The sequence below is a fragment of the Chryseobacterium daecheongense genome (assembly GCA_027920525.1).
Classification (GTDB): domain Bacteria; phylum Bacteroidota; class Bacteroidia; order Flavobacteriales; family Weeksellaceae; genus Chryseobacterium; species Chryseobacterium proteolyticum.
Genome location: CP115858.1, coordinates 2,176,059 through 2,195,065 on the forward strand (window position 1 = coordinate 2,176,059; position 19,007 = coordinate 2,195,065).

The window sequence follows — 19,007 nt, forward strand, 5'->3', positions numbered from 1 at the left end:
AGCATTAATAACTTCAAAGGATTTAACGATAATACAATCATAAATTCAACCCTGAACATTAACACTGTTAGTAAAATTAACGCGATACACCTCACCTTTATATACTTAAAAACAACATTAAAAACTTTATGATTATGGAAATGACGATCTAATTCTAGTATTAATAATTCTGTAATTTTTTTTAAACTTATCATTAACACCGTTAGAAAAAATAACACGAATTATTAAAAAAAACAACATTATTAAATTTTCAAACGCTTAACAAAACAAATTAAATTTTAATGAAAATACCTGGAACAATGAGGATCTTATTACTTATAACAAGTATTATCCTTTTACAGAACTGCAGTAAGGCCGCAGAAAATTCGAATCAGGCCCCTCCTGCACCAGAATTACCGGTTTATACTGTAATTACTTCTCCAGCTACAACATATCAGGAATTCCCGACTGCATTGGAAGGAAAAAACAATGTGGAAATCAGATCACAGGTGGATGGTTACCTGGATAAAATATATGTAGAAGAAGGAGCCTTCGTAAGAGCAGGCCAGCCCCTGTTCAAAATCGATTCAAGAGCTTATGGTGAACAAATGAATATGGCACAGGCCAATTTACAGGCTGCTAATGCTAATATTCAGAAAGCCAAAGTAGAAGTAGACCGCCTTCAGCCGTTAGTAGCTGCGAAAGTGGTATCTGATGTACAGCTTAAAACAGCAAAAGCAAATTATGCAGCCGCTGTTGCAGCCGCATCACAGGCTCAGGCATCGGTAGGAAATGCGAGAATCAATGTAGGATTTACAACAATCACAGCACCGGTAAGTGGTTATATTGGAAGAATTCCTTATAAAAAAGGAAGTTTAATTTCAAGAACAGATCCAAACCCTTTAACTTTATTATCCGACATCAGCGAAATATATGCGTATTTTTCTCTAAGTGAACTTGATTTTATCGCTTTTCAAAAGAAATACCCGGGTGCGTCTCTGGAGGAAAAACTGAAAAATATGCCGATGGTAGAATTGGTAATCGCTGACAACACCATCTATTCTGAAAAAGGAAAAATGAGCATTGTAGACGGCCAGTTCGATAAAAGTACGGGAGCAATCAGTGTACGTGCGGTATTCCCAAACCCTCAGGGGGCACTAAGAACGGGAAATACCGGAAGAGTGCGTATGCCTCAGCTTCTTACCAATATTGTGGTTATTCCACAGGAATCTACATTTGAGATTCAGGATAAAACATATGTATATGTCGTTGGAAAAGACAAAAAAGTAACGAGCAAACCAATCACTATTTCTGGAAAAACAGAAAGCTATTACTTCATTTCCGACGGAATTTCTGTAGGTGACAAGATTGTATATCAAGGTCTTGGAAGCTTAAAAGATGGTGCTACGATACAACCGAAAGCAGTATCTTCTGACAGCTTGTTCAAATCAAAACCTTTGTAAACACCTGTACCATTACAGAAGACTTAAAAAAATAAACTTCTTATGTTAAAACAATTTATAGAAAGACCAGTGCTCTCTACGGTCATCTCCATAATATTACTATTACTGGGAATACTGTCGGTTTTCAATCTTCCGATTACATTATTTCCGGATATCGCGCCTCCTACCGTTCAGGTAACGGCCTTTTATCCGGGTGCCAATGCGGAAGTGGTAGCACGTTCTGTCGCTGTCCCTATTGAGGAAGCGGTGAACGGGGTTGAAAATATGACCTACATGACTTCCAATTCAAGTAACGACGGATCGATGACTTTGAGCGTTTATTTCAAACAGGGCTCAGATCCTGACAATGCTGCGGTAAACGTTCAGAACAGGGTATCAAAGGCAATGAGCCAGCTTCCTCAGGAAGTGGTTCAGGCCGGAATATCAACTCAGAAAGTACAGAACAGTATGATCATGTTTATGGGATTATCCAGTGATGATCCGAAACAATATGACGAACTGTTTTTACAAAACTACCTTAAGATCAATGTAATTCCACAGATACAACGTATTCCGGGAGTTGCACAGGCACAGGTATTCGGTACACAGGATTATTCCATGCGTATATGGCTGAAACCGGATCGTCTGGCAGCTAATAATTTATCTCCGCAAGAGGTAATGACAGCTATTAAAGATCACAACCTTGAAGCTGCTCCGGGGCGTCTTGGCCAGGGAAGTAAGGAAACTTACGAATATATCCTTAAATATAAAGGAAAACTGAACAAGAATGCGGATTATGAAAACATAGCTATTAAGGCAAATGATGATGGCTCCTTCCTGAGATTAAAAGATGTTGCAAGAGTAGAATTCGGCTCTTATACATATACAGCAACCAACAGGGTGGACGGAAAACCTGTAGCAGGTTTCGCAATTTTGCAGACTGCAGGTTCTAACGCGAATGAGATTCTTACTGAAATTGAAAAGCAGGTAGACGAGCTTAAAACTACACTGCCGAAAGGAGTCAATCCAATTATTATGTATAATTCCAAAGACTTCCTGGATGCTTCTATTGATCAGGTGGTGGAAACATTAGTGATTGCGTTTATCCTTGTATTTATCGTAGTTTATATCTTCCTTCAGGATTTCAGATCTACGTTAATCCCGGCGATTGCGGTTCCGGTAGCTATTATTGGTACCTTCTTCTTCCTGCAGTTATTCGGATTCAGTATTAACATGCTTACTCTGTTTGCCTTAATTCTTGCGATTGGTATTGTGGTGGATGATGCCATTGTGGTGGTAGAAGCAGTCCATTCCAAGATGGAACATACAGGAATGCCTGTGGAAAACGCAACGGTAAACTCGATGAGTGAAATTTCTGGAGCGATCATTTCCATTACTTTAGTAATGTGTGCTGTATTTATTCCTGTTGGTTTCATGCAGGGACCTGCTGGGGTCTTCTACAGACAGTTCGCTTTCACCTTGGTAATTGCGATCCTTATTTCAGCTGTAAATGCATTAACATTAAGTCCTGCTTTATGTGCTCTTTTCTTAAAAGATCCACAGGATGGAGAGCATGGTCATGAGAAAAAAGGATTTGGTGCAAAATTCTTCAATGCATTCAATACCAGCTTCAATAACATGACTCAAAAATATATCTATAGCCTTAAATTTTTAATTAAAAATAAATGGGTAGCTGTAGGTGGATTAGCCGTATTAATTGCAGCAAGTGTTATCTTAATTAAAAAGGCACCGTCAGGATTTATTCCAACAGAAGACCAAGGTTTTGTTTTATATGCGGTAAACACTCCTCCGGGAAGTTCATTGGACAGAACCCAACGTGCAACAAAACAAATTGATAAAATCGTAAACGGAGAAAAAGCAACCAACCACTTATGGGTAGCGGATGGAGTAAACTTTATCAGTAATGCAAATGCTTCTCCTTACTCTGCCGGATTTATCAAATTAAAAGATATTGACAAAAGAGGTGATGTAAAAGATCCGGATCAGATTGCTGCCGGGTTAACGGGAAAAGTGAGCCAGGTAAAAGATGCCAGCGCATTCTTCTTTAACTTCCCTACAATTCAAGGTTTCGGTAACGTAAGTGGATTTGAGTTTATGTTACAGGATAAAACCAACGGATCTTTTGAACAGTTGGGAGCTAATACCCAGGCGTTCATTGGTGAGCTGATGAAACGTAAAGAAATTGCATTTGCCTTCACCACTTATGCTGCAGGAAATCCACAATACACTATAGAAGTGGATGCGGATAAAGCAAACCAGCTGGGTGTATCTGTTACGGATCTGATGCAGACCATGCAGATTTATTTCGGTAGTAGCTTCGTTTCGGATTTCAACAGATTCGGTAAGTACTACAGAGTAATGGCACAGGCTGATATTCCTTATCGTACAGACATCAATTCTTTAGAGGGAATTTATGTTAAAAACAAACAGGGAGAAATGGTTCCTACCAAAACATTAGTAACCTTGAAAAGGACTTTCGGGCCGGAAACCGTAACAAGAAATAACTTGTTCAATGCGGTAACCATTAACGGAACTCCAAAACCAGGATACAGTACCGGTGACGCGATTAAAGCTGTGGAAGAAGTCGCTAAACAGTCTCTTCCGCGTGGATATGGATATGAATGGACAGGTATTACCCGTGAAGAGATCAAAACCAGCGGACAAACTGCTTTCATCTTCATGTTGAGTATTTTATTTGTTTACTTCCTATTGGCTGCACAGTATGAAAGCTATATTCTTCCTTTTGCGATTATCCTTACCGTTCCGACGGGGATATTCGGAGTGTTTGCCTTCACAGGGTTAGCGGGAATAGATAATAATATTTATGTACAGGTGGGACTGATCATGCTCGTGGGATTACTGGCGAAAAATGCGATTCTTATTGTAGAATTTGCTGTTCAGAGGAGAAAAGCGGGAAAAACATTGATCGAGTCGGCTCTTCAGGCTTCAAGATTACGTTTAAGACCTATCTTAATGACCTCATTTGCCTTTATCATTGGTATGCTTCCATTGGTTTGGACACAGGGAGCTTCCGCAAAGGGTAACCACTCTATCGGTATCAGTACTGTGGGGGGAATGCTAACCGGAGTAATTTTCGGGATCTTCATTATCCCTGTGATGTATGTGATTTTCCAATATCTGCATGAAAAAATGCCTAGCAGAAAAAAACGCAGACTTCAAAAACAAAATCAGGCTTTAGCGCCAGGTCATTAAGGTCCACTTAAAAGAAAAACAATGAAATTAATAAAGAATATTTTTCTAACTTTTATATTGGCTGTAATAGCGGTTTCGTGTGTGACTAAGGTCGCTTACACGGAACCGGACTTACAGCTTCCGGAAGACTTTCGCTTTACGGCAACGGCTGATACAGCCAGTGTAGCGAATTTACAATGGAAAGATTTTTTTAAAGATCCTATTTTACAGGGATTAATAGAAAAAGGAATTGCAAATAACCTTGATCTGCAAATTGCTTTAAAACAAGTTGCATCATCACAGGAAAAATTATTACAGGCTAAATACCTTCAATATCCGGATATAGGTTTTGCTGTCTCAGGACAGATTTCAAGGCCATCAAAAAACAGCATGAACGGGCAAAGTCTTAATCTTTTTATAGGAAAAAATCATGTAGAGGATTATAACGCAGCATTCAACCTTTCATGGGAAGCAGATATCTGGGGTAAAATAAAAAATCAGCAGGAAGTTTCAAGAATGCAGTATCTGCAAACTTATGAAGCGACCAAAGCAATCCAGACCCAGGTTGTTGCAGCTATTGCTCAGGGGTATTATAACCTGCTTATGCTGGATAAGCAGCTGACTATTGCACAATCTAACCTGGAACTAAGCACCAATACATTATCAATCACTGAAAAAATGTGGGAAAGTGGAGACACTACATCTCTTGGAGTTCAGCAGGCTACCGCTCAGAAGCAGTCTACAGAGCTTTTAATTTCTCAATTGCAGCAAAATATTGCAATCCAGGAAAATGCATTGAGCATATTGGTCGGTGAAGCTCCCAATAAAGTCAACAGAGGGATCGAAATGTCTGATACATCTTTGTCTCAGGATCTTTCCACAGGACTTCCGGCAAAAATGGTAAGCCGTCGCCCTGATGTACGCCAGCAGGAATTGGTATTACTGGAGTCCAACGCCATGGTAGGAATTGCACAAGCTAACATGTATCCTTCATTAAAGATTACAGCAAACGGCGGAATCAATTCTTTTAAATTTGACAATTGGTTCCAGATTCCGGCTTCATTATTCGGATCCGTTTTGGGAGGAATTACACAGCCGATCTTTCAAAAAAGACAGTTGAAAACCGATCTTGCGGTTGCAAAAATTCAGAGGGAGAAAAATGTACTGGCATTCCGTCAGTCTGTTTTAAATGCAATGGGAGAAGTTTCCGATGCGTTGGTTTCCAATGAAAATTTAAAAGTTCAGGAACAAAAAGCAACTGAGCAGGTAACTACATTAAAAGATGGTATTAAAAGTGCTCAAATGCTTTATAAAGGAGGTTTAGCTAATTATCTTGAAGTGATTACGGCGCAAGCCAACTCTCTTCAGGCAGAATTAAACCTGGCATCTGTAAAAAGACAAAGATTAAGCAGTATTGTTGATCTGTACAGAGCCTTAGGTGGAGGATGGAAGTAGTCAATTAAATTTAATATTGTTGATAGTGCGGTCTTTAGGGATCGCACTTTTTTTTAATCTTTAAGCGAAAAAAAATTCTGTAGGTATGGTTTTCTAAACAAAATCAAAGAGACGTTTCTTAATCTTAAAACATAGTTAAACTAAATTTACTTTTTAAGTTTAACAAGTACTAAAGACTAAAAAGAATTATTGTAAAGCTTTCCGATTAATATATTCAATCAGGTTATTGAAATCATTTTGTGAATACCCTACCTGCAAATAATGAATATCATCCGCTTTCCGATACCAGGTCAATTGGCGTTTCGCATATCTCCGGCTATTTTTCTTAATTTCTTCAACAGCAAAATCAAGACTCCAGGTTCCTTCAAAATATGTAAATAATTCTGCATAACCAACAGTATTCAAAGCAGTAAGATGTTTAAATTCTTCAAGCCCTTTAGCTTCATCCAGCAAACCTTTCTCCATCATGATATCCACTCTCCTGTTGATTCTTTGATATAATTCTTCCCTGGGAGCTTCAATTCCCACCCTGATTACATTAAAATCACGGGAATCCTGAGAAACAGATATCAGTTCCGAATACTTTCTGCCAGTTTGCCAGATGATATCAATGGCTCTTAAGAGTCTTCTATGATTATGAATATCAACAACTGAATAGTATTCCGGATCAAGTTCTTTTAAAATTTCCTGTAGTTTTTCAATGCCCTCAGTCTCAAAAATATCCTGTAATTTTTGTTGATTTTCTGGATTGGCCTCAGGAAGGTCGTTCAGTCCTTCGATGACCGCTTTTTCATACATCATGCTTCCTCCGACAAGAATCACGGTATTGTATTTCTTAAAAAGTTCGTTTAGTTTTTGTAAGGCGTCTTCTTCATATTGCCCGATAGAGTAATATTCTTTGACCGAAAGATTTCCAATAAAATGATGAGGAGCTTCGGCAAGTTCCTCTGCTGATGGAGAGGCGGTACCTATTTTCATTTCCGCAAAAAACTGGCGTGAGTCACAGGAAATGATTTCCGTATTGAAATGCTTAGCCAGATCAATTGCCAGTCTTGTTTTTCCAATTCCGGTGGGTCCCACTACTGAAATCAAATTTTTCATCAGTTCACTTTCATTTTTTATCGTCAGATGGAATCTTTATAGATTTCACAGTGCTAATTTAAATGTTTATCTTTGTACGACAATAAAAAACTATGATTTTATCAATGACTGGCTTCGGTAGAGCCGAAGATGTTTTTGAAGGAAAAAAAATATGCGTAGATATTAAATCACTGAACAGCAAGAGCTTTGATTTAAATATCAAAATACCGTTGCGCTATAAAGAAAAAGAATTCGAAATCAGAAAAATCCTTAACGACAGAATTATCCGTGGAAAAGTAGATTGCTACATCTCTGTGGAAAATCTTGAAGAAACCAACGATGTAAAGATTAATAAAAATCTTATTGACTCTTACATCAATGAACTTCGTGCTATCGCCTCAGACGGGCCGGATTTCGAATATCTTAAAATGGCAGTAAGACTTCCTGATGCCATCACTTCCAGACCCGACGAACTAACAGAAGGTGAATGGGAAAATTTAGCTGCTATTGTCAACAGTTCAATTGACAGATTTGAAGAATTCAGAAAAGCAGAAGGAAAAACCTTACACCTTGAACTTGAAAAGAATATTCAGAATATCGACAAATATTTATCTGAAGTTGTTCCTTACGAAGAAGTAAGAATCAACAGTGTAAAGGAGCGTTATCAAAAGTCCCTGAAAGAGTTTGAAAATGTAGATGAAACACGTTTCTATCAGGAAATGGCATATTTCACGGAAAAACTTGATATTTCTGAGGAAAAGGTGAGACTTTCCCAACATTTAAAATATTACAAAGAGGTAATGGATAATGAAGATTTCAATGGGAAGAAATTAGGTTTCATTTCTCAGGAGATCGGAAGGGAAATCAATACATTAGGTTCAAAAGCAAACCATGCTGAAATTCAGAAGCTGGTGGTGATGATGAAGGATGACCTGGAGAAGATTAAAGAACAAACGTTAAATGTATTATAAAATAGTTGACAATTGATAGTTAACAGTTGAAAGTAACCTATTAACTATCAACCAGCAACTGACAACTATATGGAAAAAGTGATCATATTTTCAGCACCTTCCGGGAGCGGGAAAACAACATTGGTAAAACATTCATTATCCGTATTTCCGGAGCTTAAATTCTCCATCTCCTGTACAACAAGACAGCCGAGAGGAGGTGAAGTACATGCTGTAGATTATCATTTTCTGACACCTGATGAATTCAGACAGAAAATCAGTGAAGAAGCTTTTGTAGAATATGAAGAAGTATATACAGACAAATATTATGGTACTTTAAAATCTGAAGTAGAAAACATCTGGAAGCAAGGTAAAGTAGTTATTTTTGATGTCGATGTTAAAGGAGGGATCTCCTTAAAAAAATATTTTGGAGAAAAAGCATTATCTATATTTATTGAACCTCCTTCCATTGAAGAATTGGAACGAAGATTGATCTCGAGAGATACAGATGATGCAGAAACCATTAAAACCCGTGTAGAAAAGGCGGAAGAGGAAATGACCTACGCCGGAGAATTTGATAAAATTGTCATCAATACGGATCTGGATCAAGCAAAAAAAGAAATAGAAAGTTTAATAAAAAGTTTTATCAGCAACTAATCGCTGGAAGATCAAAGTAAGAAATGAGCACTAATGCCCAAAATCACACTTCTGATTTCTAACCTCTAGCTTCTGGTAATTAAAAAAATTGAGGTTGATATGAGTACCGAAACATTAGAAAAAGCTAAATCTGCAATTCCTGTAAGGGGATTTTTAGATATTAAAGATATAGCGATTCCTCAGGGAGAAGAGCTGGTGAAAGCTATTCTTAAGCTTAAAGAAGAGAAAAATGCGGTTATATTAGCGCATTATTACCAACCGGGAGAAATTCAGGATATCGCAGATTTCCTGGGAGACTCTTTGCAGCTGGCAAGACAGGCTAAAGAAACCAATGCTGATATGATTGTATTCTGCGGTGTCCATTTTATGGCAGAGGCAGCTAAGATCCTTAACCCTACAAAAAAAGTTGTTCTTCCTGATACCATGGCCGGATGTTCATTGGCTGACGGGTGTAGTGGTGAAGGATTGAGAAAAATGCGCGAACAGCATCCAAATGCTTTAATCGCAACTTACATCAACTGTAATGCAGAAACGAAAGCAGAAAGTGATATTATTGTAACCAGCTCCAATGCGGAAACGGTGATTGAGGCCTTACCTAAAGACCGACCTATCATCTTTGCACCAGATAAAAATCTTGGAAGATATCTTTCTAAAAAAACAGGCCGCGATATGATCCTTTGGGATGGAAGTTGTATAGTTCACGAAGCCTTTTCAATGGAAAGAATTGCTCAGCAATTGGCTGATAATCCGGATGCAAAACTAATTGCACATCCTGAAAGTGAAGAAGCTGTTTTAAAATTAGCCCACTTTATAGGTTCTACTTCTGCGTTATTAAACTATGTAGAAAAAGACGACTGCCAGAAATTCATTATCGCTACAGAAGAAGGTATTCTGCACGAAATGAAAAAACGTGCTCCTCATAAGGAACTGATTCCGGCATTGGTTTTCGATGAAAGCTGCAACTGTTCAGAATGTTTCTATATGAAACGAAACACTATGGAAAAGCTCTATTTGTGTATGAAATATGAACTTCCGGAAATTCTTATCGACGAAGAACTTCGTTTGAAGGCCTTAAAGCCAATTGAAGCCATGCTTGATCTTTCAAAAAGCATCAAATAAATAAAAAGCACTGTTATCACAGTGCTTTTTTTGATTTATTTTTATTCGAAACAAAAAGTGTTTACCTCTGGATTAACATGGAGGAAGTTCTATTAATCTCGCTTTACAGCATTCCGGCATTGCATTGAATACAGCACATGATTCCGGATCCGGACCAAACTGACCGGAAGGACAAACGTGATTACAATTCCCACTGCCATTAATTGCTTTTAAATGTTCTCTGTTTAAAATTTTAAAATTTTTCATGTCTGATCTATTTTTACATATAATATTTCATTCAGAATTACATCAGACATTTACTAATTAGTAGTCAGGTCAAAACAATCAGCACTTACCAGTACTCTGGTTTTACAACATTCCGGGAGCGCCTTAAAAGCATCACAAGAGTATGGGAATCCAGGTCCGTAAGGTCCCGGAGGACAGTTTTCATTGCATGTATCGCCACCAATGACAGATTTTAAGTCCTTTCTGTTGATTCCTTTTAGATTTTTCATAGCCATTTTTTCATTTTTGATTAGTGAAAATTAGTCCGGTGCACACTCGTAGCTTAACAAAACTTTAGGTTTACAACATGCTGGCAAAGCATTATAGTCCGCACATGATCTGGGGAATCCAGGCCCGTAAGGCCCCGGAGGACAAGCATAGTTACACGTTGCTCCTCCATTAACTGATTTTAATTTTTCCCGTTTTAATTTGATTAGATTTTTCATATAATTCTATTAAGTTTGAATTATAAATATAGCAAATACATTTGAATTTCAGATAATTAAACCTATTAAAACATAAAAAAGGTTACTCATTTTGAATAACCTTTTTTTTTACGCTACATTGTAATTGGCCCGGCACATGCAGGGCTCAGAAACGCCTCATTCTTACAACACTGTGATAACAATTGATAGGCAGCACAGGAATGGGCAGCTCCTGAACCCGGTGGCCCATAAGTATTTCCCGCCGGACAGCCACCAGGGCAAGATCCTCCGTTAATCATTTTTAATTTTACTCGTGATAATTTTTTCATAATGAATATTTTAATCAATTTAAATTCTAAAAGTCAGATCATCACACCATGGGTGGGTAACAGGTTCCTCCAGGGGTGCGCCAGCAACCCCAGCCTCCTTGTCTGAAACACACATATGCTGCTCCGCCACAAGTATCAATCTGAAATTGGGTAAATCCACCATTCACTTTTTTTTGCTCTTCTCTGGAGAGCTTCTTTAACTTTTCCATACACTCAAGTTTTGTTATTTGTATTCGGATTAAATTTTTGATATAAAAGTGAGAATCATAAAATATAAAACAAAGCAGTATTTAATATCTGTACAGGATCAATAAGTAAGTGTAGAGGTTTTTATTGTTTTCGTGATTTCCCAATAACCGTATATATAAAAGCAATCATTCTAACAGTCTAAAGGTGGTCATAAAAAAGAAATGCAAAATCGTATTTAGCTATGTCTATCAAAGGATTACAATACATCTGCTAAAATTTGAGTCAAAAAAAATTATATTAAATTGGATTAAAAATTTTTATTTTCCAAAATAACTTCTACATTTGTTACTTCAAAGATGCAATCAGTACAAAACATATCTGTAACTATTTATCCGGAGTTCTCTGCTTCGGTTGCATCATCCATTATTATTTCTACTACAACTACAACCCCATAACGGGGTAGATTTTCACATATTATTTCAGGTACCTCGTACTCTTTTTTTAAAGAGTAACATTTTTAATTTTTCCCAACCTTAAAAATATACAATGAAAGTCTTAAAATTCGGCGGAACTTCTGTTGCCCATGCACAGGCAGTTCTGCAAGTCGAAAAAATTATAAAAAAAGAATCTTCCGCTAAGCAAATTGTCGTTGTAGTTTCAGCATTACATGGAGTAACAGATTTATTGATCAAGGCAGCAGAGCAAGCTTCCGAGGCTAATGACAGTTATCCTCATCATCTTAAAATCCTTGAAGAAAAACATCTGAACCTTGTAAAAGACCTTCTTCCCATTTCAGCACAAAGTGCATGGCTAAGTTTTGTAAAAAAGCACTTTAATGATATTGAAGATATTTGTAACGGGATATTCACCTTGGGAGAATTTACCCCCAGAATTAAAGATAAGATCGCTTCTTATGGCGAGTTCCTCTCTTCAAATATCATTACGGCAAGGTTTGAATCTGCCGGGCTGGACGCCGTATGGATGAATTCAGCTGATTATATCAGAACAAATACCCATTATACACGGGCAAAAGTTGATTTTAATGTGAGTAATAATAATCTCAGACATTATTTCGAAACCAATCCAAGGCAGATTTACGTAGCACCAGGCTTTATAGCAAGTGATGAACATGGCAACAGAACAACTCTGGGAAGAGGAGGTTCAGACTACTCCGCTGCAATTATTGCTTCAGCCATTAACGCTGAGGAGCTTCAGATATGGACTGATGTCAGCGGAATGATGACAGCCGATCCCAGGCTTGTATCCCAGGCAAAAGTTATTCCTGAAATAACTTATCAGGAAGCAATGGAATTATCCCATTTCGGAGCAAAAGTACTTTATCCGCCCACCATTCAGCCGGTCATGGTAAAGAATATAGATCTTCGTATCAAAAATACTTTTAATGCGGATGCTTCAGGAACTTTAATCTCTCATGATCTGCAGAATACTGATCCGGAACAAATAGCTGTTGGTATTTCCAATATGAATAATATTGCTCTTCTCACTCTTGAAGGAAGCGGAATGGTTGGAATTCCCGGAATCTCTGCCAAGCTTTTCCAGTGTTTAAGCCACGAAAAAATAAACGTTATTCTAATCACCCAAAGTTCTTCTGAGCATTCAATCACCCTTGCAATTGATGAAAAAGAGCTTTTTCACGCGGAAAGCGCAATTAATCTTGCATTTGAAGATGATTTGAAACTTCAGAGAATTGAACCTGTAAAAATTGAAAACAGGCTTTCCATTGTGGCGGTTGTAGGAGAAAATATGAAAAGCAGAAGCGGTGTAAGCGCCAAGATGTTCAGCTGTCTTGGAAATAACGGGATAAACATCAGGGCTATTGCACAGGGTTCTTCGGAAAAAAATATCAGCATCGTAATTGCTGAAAATGACACAAAAAAAGCAGTAAACATTCTGCATGAAGAGTTTTTTGAGTCAGAAATCAAACAGGTACATCTTTACATCTGCGGAACAGGAAATGTAGGCACTAAGCTTATACAGCAGGTGTATGCCCAGAATAAATACCTTAGAGATCATCTATCCCTTAACCTGAGAATCGCCGGTCTTTCCAACAGTCGGAAAATGGTATTTTTGAATGAAGGAATTCCGGAAAATGATTATGTCAACCTGCTTGAAAACGGAGAAAAAGCTTCTGCTCATCAATTTAGCAGAGAGATCATAACAAGAAATCTTAGAAACTCGGTCTTTGTAGACCTTACAGCCAATGCTGAGATCCCGGAAATTTATGAGAACCTGTTAAAAAAGAGTGTCAACATTGTAGCCTGTAATAAAATAGCAGCCGCATCAGATTTTGAAAATTATAAAAAGCTGAAAAACCTAGCTAAAAACCACAATTGTAGATTTTTCTTTGAAACCAATGTAGGGGCAGGACTTCCTATTATCGGAACTATAAATGATCTGGTGAGAAGCGGCGATGCTATTACTTCCATTAAGGCCGTGTTAAGCGGTACTTTAAATTTTGTTTTTAATGAGTACGATGGAACCCAATCATTTTCAGAAGTTGTTGCCCGTGCTCAGAAAGAAGGATTTACTGAACCCGACCCGAGACTGGATCTTGCCGGAACAGATGTGGCGAGAAAAATTTTAATACTTGCACGCGAAGCCGGTTTTCCTCTGCAGTTTAATGAAATCGAGAACATTAGTTTTTTACCGGAAGAATGCATGCAGGGTGATGTAGAAAATTTTTATACCATGCTTGTAAAATATGAGGATCATTTTAAAAATCTATTTGACCAGGCTAAAAAGGTCGGAAAAATTTTAAAATATGTCGCAGAGTTTGACAATGGTAAAGCAAAAGTTGGATTACAGCATATAGCGCCCGACAGTGATTTGTTTCATCTGTACGGAAAAGACAATATTGTTATTTTCAAAACTTTAAGATATTCCGAGCAACCCCTGGTTGTAAAAGGTGCAGGTGCAGGTGCTGAAGTTACAGCAAGTGGTGTTTTTGCAGATATTGTACGTTCCGTTTAAAAAAAATCTATGAAAAGTATAAAAATTAAAGTCCCGGCAACCGTCGCTAATCTGGTTTGTGGTTTTGATATCCTGGGCATGGCGATCAACGAGCCATATGATGAAATGGAAGTAAGACTATTGGAAACACCTGATATTATTGTCCGCCATACCGATGGCTTCAATCTTCCGGAAGAAGCTTCAAAAAATGTAGCAGGAATTGTCCTTATGAAAATGCAGGAACATCTTCACCTGAAGAACGGATTTGAAGTCATTATTCATAAACACATCAAGCCCGGCAGCGGCCTCGGTTCCAGTGCTGCCAGTGCTGCAGGTGCCGCTTTTGCGGCAAATATCCTGATAGGAAATATTTTGTCCAGGGAAGAAACAATTCATTTTGCGATGTTTGGAGAAGAGCTCGCTTCCGGAGTACGGCATGCGGACAATATTGCGCCGTGTATTTATGGGGGGATCACCCTTGTGAAATCCTCTGATCCTATTGATATTATTTCCCTGAATACTCCTGGTTTGTTCATTGCCGCTGTGCATCCGCAGGTTGAAGTAAAAACATCTGACGCAAGACAGATCCTTAAAAAAAATATTCAGCTGAAAGATGCCATAACGCAATGGGGAAATATTGCCGGGCTCATTGCCGGTATTGAGAAAAATGATCTATTCCTGATTGGGAGAAGCCTGAATGATGTTATTGTAGAACCGGTTCGAAGCATTTTGATTCCGGAATTTGATACCATTAAAAGAAAAAGCCTGGAAATGGGAGCACTGGGGGGAGGAATTTCAGGATCAGGGCCTTCTGTTTTCATGTTAACGGAAAAGAAAAAAACAGCCGGGGATATTGCCATGATGATGAAATCGGTTTATGATCAGATCAACATCAATAGCATGGTGTATGTATCGGATATTAATTCTACCGGGATCATCATAGAAGAACAGAATAACTAAAAAACAGAAAGATGAACTATTACAATTTAAAAGATAAAAAGGAAAAGGTAAGTTTTAAAACCGCTTCAATTAAGGGGCAGGGAAAAGAAAAAGGGCTGTTTTTTCCGGAAAATATTCCGTTGTTCAATACCTATTTCATTCAGAATCTGAACCGGTTTTCAGATGAAGAGATTGCTTTTCAATGCATGAAAGACTTTGTGGATGAGGAAATTCCGGAAAATGAATTACGACAAATTATTTCGGAAACAATTTCTTTTGACATTCCTTTAAAAAAAATTACGGATAGCATATCCGTACTCGAATTATTCCACGGTCCTACCCTCGCCTTCAAAGATGTAGGAGCAAGGTTTATGAGCCGCTGCTTATCTTACTTCTTAAAAGGAGGACAGAAAAAAGTAACAGTCCTGGTTGCTACATCCGGGGATACCGGAGGGGCTGTTGCCCATGGTTTTTATAATGTGGATGGAATCGATGTGGTTATTTTGTATCCGAAAGAAAGAGTAAGTCCTGTTCAGGAAAAACAATTGACAGCCTTAGGAGGAAACATTACCGCTTTAGAAGTAAATGGAACTTTCGATGACTGCCAGAGCCTTGTAAAACAGGCATTTTCAGATCCGGAAGTCAATAATGAATTATTCCTTACTTCTGCCAATTCCATTAACATTGCGAGATGGTTACCACAACAGATCTATTATCTGCTGGCTTTAAAACAGTGGCAAAAAACTGAAAAAGAAAATCCTGTCATTTGTGTCCCCAGCGGAAATTTCGGAAACATCTGCGCCGGATTGATGACTTACATGAGAGGACTTCCTGCAGACCATTTTATCGCTGCATGTAACGCCAATGATGTAGTGCCCCATTATTTAAAAACACAAATCTTTGAACCTAAAGAAACAGTAGCAACCCTTTCCAATGCAATGGATGTCGGAAATCCCAGCAATTTCATCCGTATTCTTGAAATGTTCCAGCACCAATTTGAAGATCTCAATCATATTATTTCCGGATATTCCGTAAATGACGAAGAAACTTTAGCAACCGTCAGGAAAGTCTGGAAACATCATGCATATCTTCTCGAACCCCATGGAGCAGTTGCCTATACTTCTTTAGAAAACTATCTGAAGCAAAATCCTGAAAAGAAAGGTTTTATCCTGGAGACAGCTCATCCTGTAAAATTCCCCGATGCTGTGGAAAAAGCCATTGCACAAGAAATTGATATTCCGGAATCATTGGCAGATTTAATGAAAAAGGATAAAAAAACCGTTGAAATTAATTCAGATTTTCAAGAATTAAAACGATTTTTGCTGAACAAAAACTGAATTTTATGAGCAAGATCTTTTTGGAAGATGTGAAAATATATGCGTACCATGGTGTTTTACCTGAAGAAAACATCATCGGTACGTACTACATTTTAAATCTAGAGATCCATACCGATCTCTGGAAAGCTGCAGAATCAGATGATCTGAATGATACCATCAGCTATGCGGATATCAATGATATTATCCTTGAAGAAATGAAAGTTAAATCAAAACTTCTGGAACATGTGGCCGGAAGAATTATTTCAAAAATTAATGAAAACTTTCCTGAGGTTTCTTATATCAAGCTTAAAATCACCAAAACAGCTCCTCCTATGCAGGGAGAAATGAAAGGTGCAAGTATTGAACTGGAAAAAAGTTTTAATCCAAATAATTAAAATCATTAATTTCACTCTCTAAAATTTAAAGAATTGAAATCCATTAAAATTATATTATTACTGCTTTGTATCAATATTTTTGGCCAGGCTAAAGTTGACAACCAGCTGGCTGATTATAATTTTCCAAAGATAAAATCCAGCATTACCATGCCGGTTACCATTCCGCTTGCCGAAATTGGTAATATCATCAATTCTTCAGTAAAAGAATTGATCTATCAGGATGATTCCTACACGGATAACAACAATGACCAGTTTAAAGTAAAAGTATGGAAAACCCGGCCTATACGACTTGTAGGGGGAACGAATCAGAACCTTTTAATTGAAGTTCCTTTGAAAATATGGGCAGAGAAAGGGATTGGTACCCTGGGACTTTATACTTACCAGAATACTACATTTGAAACGGTAATGTATTTCAATACCTCCCTTAATTTCAAAAATAACTGGACTATTGTTACCAATACGCAGCCTATGGGATTCAAATGGGTTACCAAACCGGTTCTTGATTATGGAAAGATACAGATCCCGATTACCGCACTTGTTGAAAAAAGCCTGAAAGAGCAACAACTGAAATTTTGCAAAACAATAGATCAGCAAATGGGTACCCAGCTTAATTTCCAGCAATATGCAGTAATGGCCTGGAATGTTTTCGCGCAGCCTTTTAACATTTCGGAGGAATACAACACATGGCTGAAAGTAACCCCTGTAAATGTAAATATTACTCCATTGAAATTCTATGGAAATCAGATTGATGCCAATATCGGAATTGACATTTACTCCGAAACCTTTACCGGAAGTAAACCGGCATCTTCAGCTCCTATTAAAACGGCAGCTAACTTCAATTTCACCCCTGTACTTGGAGACCAGTTTTCGCTTCAGACAACAGCCAATGTTCCTTTTACCGAAGCGTCTAATATTGCCAGAAAAATGTTCCTAGGAAAAGAATATGATGTTCGCGATTCTAAAGTAAAAATTACCGATATCAGGGTATACGGCATTGAGAACAGAATTATGATCGAAGCTCAGACCGAAGGGTATATAAAAGGAACTGCACTTATTTCGGGCATTCCTGTTTATGATGATGCCAGGAAAAAAATTGTACTGTCCGATACTAAGTTTAAGCTGAAGACAATGAATATCCTCCAAAAAACAGCAAGCCTTCTATTTCAGGGAAAAATCGTAAGAATGATAGAAGAAGAATATGGTATCCCAACACAGGAACTGGTGGATACTTCAAAGAAAAGTATTGAAGAAGCTTTTAATAAAGAATATTATAAAGGGCTAAAGATGAATGGAAGGGTTTTTAATCTGAAGCCAGGCCAGATCCTTCTCGGTACATCAGGAATTACTGCAGTCATTGATACTAACGCTTCTTTAAAACTCATTATCAATGGCATTTAAATAAAAAAACAACACCAAAAACTAAACTATTACCATGAGAAAATACTTACAGATTGTTGACAGACACAGAGCGTCGCAAGGCCTCAGACTTGCGAATTATATTATTGACCTTATTTTCAGTTATATTCTGATCCTTATATTATTAGGTGTATTGGGAATTACCTATGCATTTATTACAGGAAATACCGTAGAAGAAATAGGTTATAGAATGGAAAATATGAATCCTTTACTGGACCGGCTGATCACCTTATCCGCTTACCTTCTGATGATGTTCCTCACAGAGCTGATCACCCAGGGAAGAAGCTTAGGGAAACTGATCACCGGAACAAAGGTGGTCATGATAGACGGAACGTCTCCCGGTGCCGGTAATTATCTCCTTAGAAATATCATCCGAGGAATCCCTTTCGTAGATCAGTTATCTTTTTTAGCAGATAAAAGTGGATTCCATGATAAATGGAGTGAAACCTGCGTTGTTGTAAAGAAAAATTATGAAGCTGAGTTACAGTTAAAAAGCGATATAAACACGTTGGGAACTAAAGAAAATATCTAAAAAACTTTGATTAAGTCAGAAAAATTTTTATATTTGCACACCTCAAAAATGGTACTTTGGCCGAGCGGCTAGGCAGTGGTCTGCAACACCATCTACAGCGGTTCGAATCCGCTAGGTACCTCAAAGCTTTCCTTTATTTTATTGGAAAGCTTTTTTTATATATCTATGATATTAAATTTCAAATATAATTCACCTTCTTATGATCTCAGTCATAAAAAAAATCAAAAACTACTAGTAAGTTTGTTGTACAATCCTTTAATAATCATCACTTAGTGTCTTTAACTAAAATGGATAATTATTACTTCCTCTTTATGGGGAAGTTTTTATGTGAAACACTTTT

Annotated in this window: 18 protein-coding genes and 1 tRNA gene; 13 read left to right on the forward strand and 6 right to left on the reverse strand. The window is 37.7% G+C overall.

The features are described 5' to 3' along the window. Positions 1 to 281 precede the first annotated feature (281 nt). Genes PFY10_09625 through PFY10_09635 form a run of 3 tightly spaced genes read left to right on the forward strand, consistent with a single transcriptional unit; the run spans position 282 to position 6,089 of the window. Positions 282 to 1,442 (forward strand): efflux RND transporter periplasmic adaptor subunit, encoded by a 1,161-nt coding sequence (locus tag PFY10_09625; GenBank protein ID WBV58706.1) that lies wholly within the window; start codon positions 282 to 284, stop codon positions 1,440 to 1,442. A 42-nt stretch (positions 1,443 to 1,484) separates the two neighbouring features. After that, the gene (locus PFY10_09630) at positions 1,485 to 4,655 is read left to right on the forward strand and encodes an efflux RND transporter permease subunit (GenBank protein ID WBV58707.1); all 3,171 of its coding nucleotides are present in this window, start codon (positions 1,485 to 1,487) and stop codon (positions 4,653 to 4,655) included. 21 nt (positions 4,656 to 4,676) lie between these two features. Continuing rightward, a complete protein-coding gene (locus tag PFY10_09635; protein ID WBV58708.1) occupies positions 4,677 to 6,089 on the forward strand; it encodes an efflux transporter outer membrane subunit in 1,413 nt (470 codons plus the stop codon). A gap of 186 nt (positions 6,090 to 6,275) precedes the next feature. Here the strand turns inward: PFY10_09635 and miaA are convergent, their stop codons facing one another. Further along, the gene (gene miaA, locus PFY10_09640; protein ID WBV58709.1) at positions 6,276 to 7,190 is read right to left on the reverse strand and encodes a tRNA (adenosine(37)-N6)-dimethylallyltransferase MiaA; all 915 of its coding nucleotides are present in this window, start codon (positions 7,188 to 7,190) and stop codon (positions 6,276 to 6,278) included. A 92-nt stretch (positions 7,191 to 7,282) separates the two neighbouring features. On the opposite strand from miaA, the gene PFY10_09645 reads away from it, so the two are divergent. From PFY10_09645 to nadA, 3 genes are all read left to right on the forward strand, one after another. After that, positions 7,283 to 8,140 (forward strand): DUF1732 domain-containing protein, encoded by an 858-nt coding sequence (locus tag PFY10_09645; protein ID WBV58710.1) that lies wholly within the window; start codon positions 7,283 to 7,285, stop codon positions 8,138 to 8,140. A 69-nt stretch (positions 8,141 to 8,209) separates the two neighbouring features. Then, positions 8,210 to 8,773, forward strand: a complete 564-nt coding sequence (gmk, locus tag PFY10_09650; protein WBV58711.1) for a guanylate kinase — start codon at positions 8,210 to 8,212, stop codon at positions 8,771 to 8,773. 99 nt (positions 8,774 to 8,872) lie between these two features. Beyond that, positions 8,873 to 9,892, forward strand: a complete 1,020-nt coding sequence (nadA, locus tag PFY10_09655) for a quinolinate synthase NadA (protein ID WBV58712.1) — start codon at positions 8,873 to 8,875, stop codon at positions 9,890 to 9,892. 72 nt (positions 9,893 to 9,964) lie between these two features. Here the strand turns inward: nadA and PFY10_09660 are convergent, their stop codons facing one another. The 5 genes from PFY10_09660 to PFY10_09680 all read right to left on the reverse strand — a co-directional run bounded on the left by PFY10_09660 (position 9,965) and on the right by PFY10_09680 (position 11,119). Continuing rightward, positions 9,965 to 10,138: a hypothetical protein gene (locus PFY10_09660; protein WBV58713.1), complete on the reverse strand. Its 174-nt coding sequence runs from the start codon at positions 10,136 to 10,138 to the stop codon at positions 9,965 to 9,967. A 53-nt stretch (positions 10,139 to 10,191) separates the two neighbouring features. Next, positions 10,192 to 10,386, reverse strand: a complete 195-nt coding sequence (locus PFY10_09665) for a hypothetical protein (protein WBV58714.1) — start codon at positions 10,384 to 10,386, stop codon at positions 10,192 to 10,194. A 30-nt stretch (positions 10,387 to 10,416) separates the two neighbouring features. Further along, positions 10,417 to 10,602 (reverse strand): hypothetical protein, encoded by a 186-nt coding sequence (locus PFY10_09670; GenBank protein ID WBV58715.1) that lies wholly within the window; start codon positions 10,600 to 10,602, stop codon positions 10,417 to 10,419. 113 nt (positions 10,603 to 10,715) lie between these two features. Next, positions 10,716 to 10,910: a hypothetical protein gene (locus PFY10_09675; protein ID WBV58716.1), complete on the reverse strand. Its 195-nt coding sequence runs from the start codon at positions 10,908 to 10,910 to the stop codon at positions 10,716 to 10,718. A 41-nt stretch (positions 10,911 to 10,951) separates the two neighbouring features. Further along, positions 10,952 to 11,119 (reverse strand): hypothetical protein, encoded by a 168-nt coding sequence (locus PFY10_09680; GenBank protein WBV58717.1) that lies wholly within the window; start codon positions 11,117 to 11,119, stop codon positions 10,952 to 10,954. A 526-nt stretch (positions 11,120 to 11,645) separates the two neighbouring features. On the opposite strand from PFY10_09680, the gene thrA reads away from it, so the two are divergent. The 7 genes from thrA (at position 11,646) to PFY10_09715 (ending at position 18,788) form a co-directional block, all read left to right on the forward strand. Next, complete coding sequence (gene thrA, locus PFY10_09685; GenBank protein WBV58718.1) at positions 11,646 to 14,090, forward strand: bifunctional aspartate kinase/homoserine dehydrogenase I; 2,445 nt, start codon at positions 11,646 to 11,648, stop codon at positions 14,088 to 14,090. 9 nt (positions 14,091 to 14,099) lie between these two features. After that, positions 14,100 to 15,029: a homoserine kinase gene (locus PFY10_09690; GenBank protein WBV58719.1), complete on the forward strand. Its 930-nt coding sequence runs from the start codon at positions 14,100 to 14,102 to the stop codon at positions 15,027 to 15,029. A gap of 11 nt (positions 15,030 to 15,040) precedes the next feature. Continuing rightward, entirely contained in the window at positions 15,041 to 16,345 is a 1,305-nt protein-coding gene (gene thrC / locus PFY10_09695) for a threonine synthase (GenBank protein ID WBV58720.1), read from the forward strand. 5 nt (positions 16,346 to 16,350) lie between these two features. After that, positions 16,351 to 16,719, forward strand: coding sequence for a dihydroneopterin aldolase (gene folB, locus PFY10_09700; GenBank protein ID WBV58721.1), 369 nt, complete (start codon positions 16,351 to 16,353; stop codon positions 16,717 to 16,719). A 33-nt stretch (positions 16,720 to 16,752) separates the two neighbouring features. Continuing rightward, the gene (locus tag PFY10_09705) at positions 16,753 to 18,117 is read left to right on the forward strand and encodes a DUF4403 family protein (GenBank protein ID WBV58722.1); all 1,365 of its coding nucleotides are present in this window, start codon (positions 16,753 to 16,755) and stop codon (positions 18,115 to 18,117) included. A 34-nt stretch (positions 18,118 to 18,151) separates the two neighbouring features. Next, positions 18,152 to 18,667 carry an RDD family protein gene (locus PFY10_09710; GenBank protein ID WBV58723.1) on the forward strand — a complete coding sequence of 172 codons (516 nt, stop codon included), beginning with the start codon at positions 18,152 to 18,154 and terminating at the stop codon, positions 18,665 to 18,667. A gap of 50 nt (positions 18,668 to 18,717) precedes the next feature. Continuing rightward, positions 18,718 to 18,788 (forward strand) — tRNA-Cys (locus tag PFY10_09715). Positions 18,789 to 19,007 lie beyond the last annotated feature (219 nt).

Coding starts and splice junctions, on each gene's coding strand:
- PFY10_09665 (WBV58714.1), bottom strand. CDS start 10,386: ATGAAAAATCTAAAAGGAATCAACAGAAAGGACTTAAAATCTGTCATT.
- PFY10_09635 (WBV58708.1), top strand. CDS start 4,677: ATGAAATTAATAAAGAATATTTTTCTAACTTTTATATTGGCTGTAATA.
- nadA (WBV58712.1), top strand. CDS start 8,873: ATGAGTACCGAAACATTAGAAAAAGCTAAATCTGCAATTCCTGTAAGG.
- PFY10_09675 (WBV58716.1), bottom strand. CDS start 10,910: ATGAAAAAATTATCACGAGTAAAATTAAAAATGATTAACGGAGGATCT.
- PFY10_09660 (WBV58713.1), bottom strand. CDS start 10,138: ATGAAAAATTTTAAAATTTTAAACAGAGAACATTTAAAAGCAATTAAT.
- PFY10_09680 (WBV58717.1), bottom strand. CDS start 11,119: ATGGAAAAGTTAAAGAAGCTCTCCAGAGAAGAGCAAAAAAAAGTGAAT.
- PFY10_09670 (WBV58715.1), bottom strand. CDS start 10,602: ATGAAAAATCTAATCAAATTAAAACGGGAAAAATTAAAATCAGTTAAT.
- PFY10_09690 (WBV58719.1), top strand. CDS start 14,100: ATGAAAAGTATAAAAATTAAAGTCCCGGCAACCGTCGCTAATCTGGTT.
- gmk (WBV58711.1), top strand. CDS start 8,210: ATGGAAAAAGTGATCATATTTTCAGCACCTTCCGGGAGCGGGAAAACA.
- thrA (WBV58718.1), top strand. CDS start 11,646: ATGAAAGTCTTAAAATTCGGCGGAACTTCTGTTGCCCATGCACAGGCA.
- thrC (WBV58720.1), top strand. CDS start 15,041: ATGAACTATTACAATTTAAAAGATAAAAAGGAAAAGGTAAGTTTTAAA.
- PFY10_09710 (WBV58723.1), top strand. CDS start 18,152: ATGAGAAAATACTTACAGATTGTTGACAGACACAGAGCGTCGCAAGGC.
- miaA (WBV58709.1), bottom strand. CDS start 7,190: ATGAAAAATTTGATTTCAGTAGTGGGACCCACCGGAATTGGAAAAACA.
- PFY10_09645 (WBV58710.1), top strand. CDS start 7,283: ATGATTTTATCAATGACTGGCTTCGGTAGAGCCGAAGATGTTTTTGAA.
- PFY10_09630 (WBV58707.1), top strand. CDS start 1,485: ATGTTAAAACAATTTATAGAAAGACCAGTGCTCTCTACGGTCATCTCC.
- PFY10_09625 (WBV58706.1), top strand. CDS start 282: ATGAAAATACCTGGAACAATGAGGATCTTATTACTTATAACAAGTATT.
- folB (WBV58721.1), top strand. CDS start 16,351: ATGAGCAAGATCTTTTTGGAAGATGTGAAAATATATGCGTACCATGGT.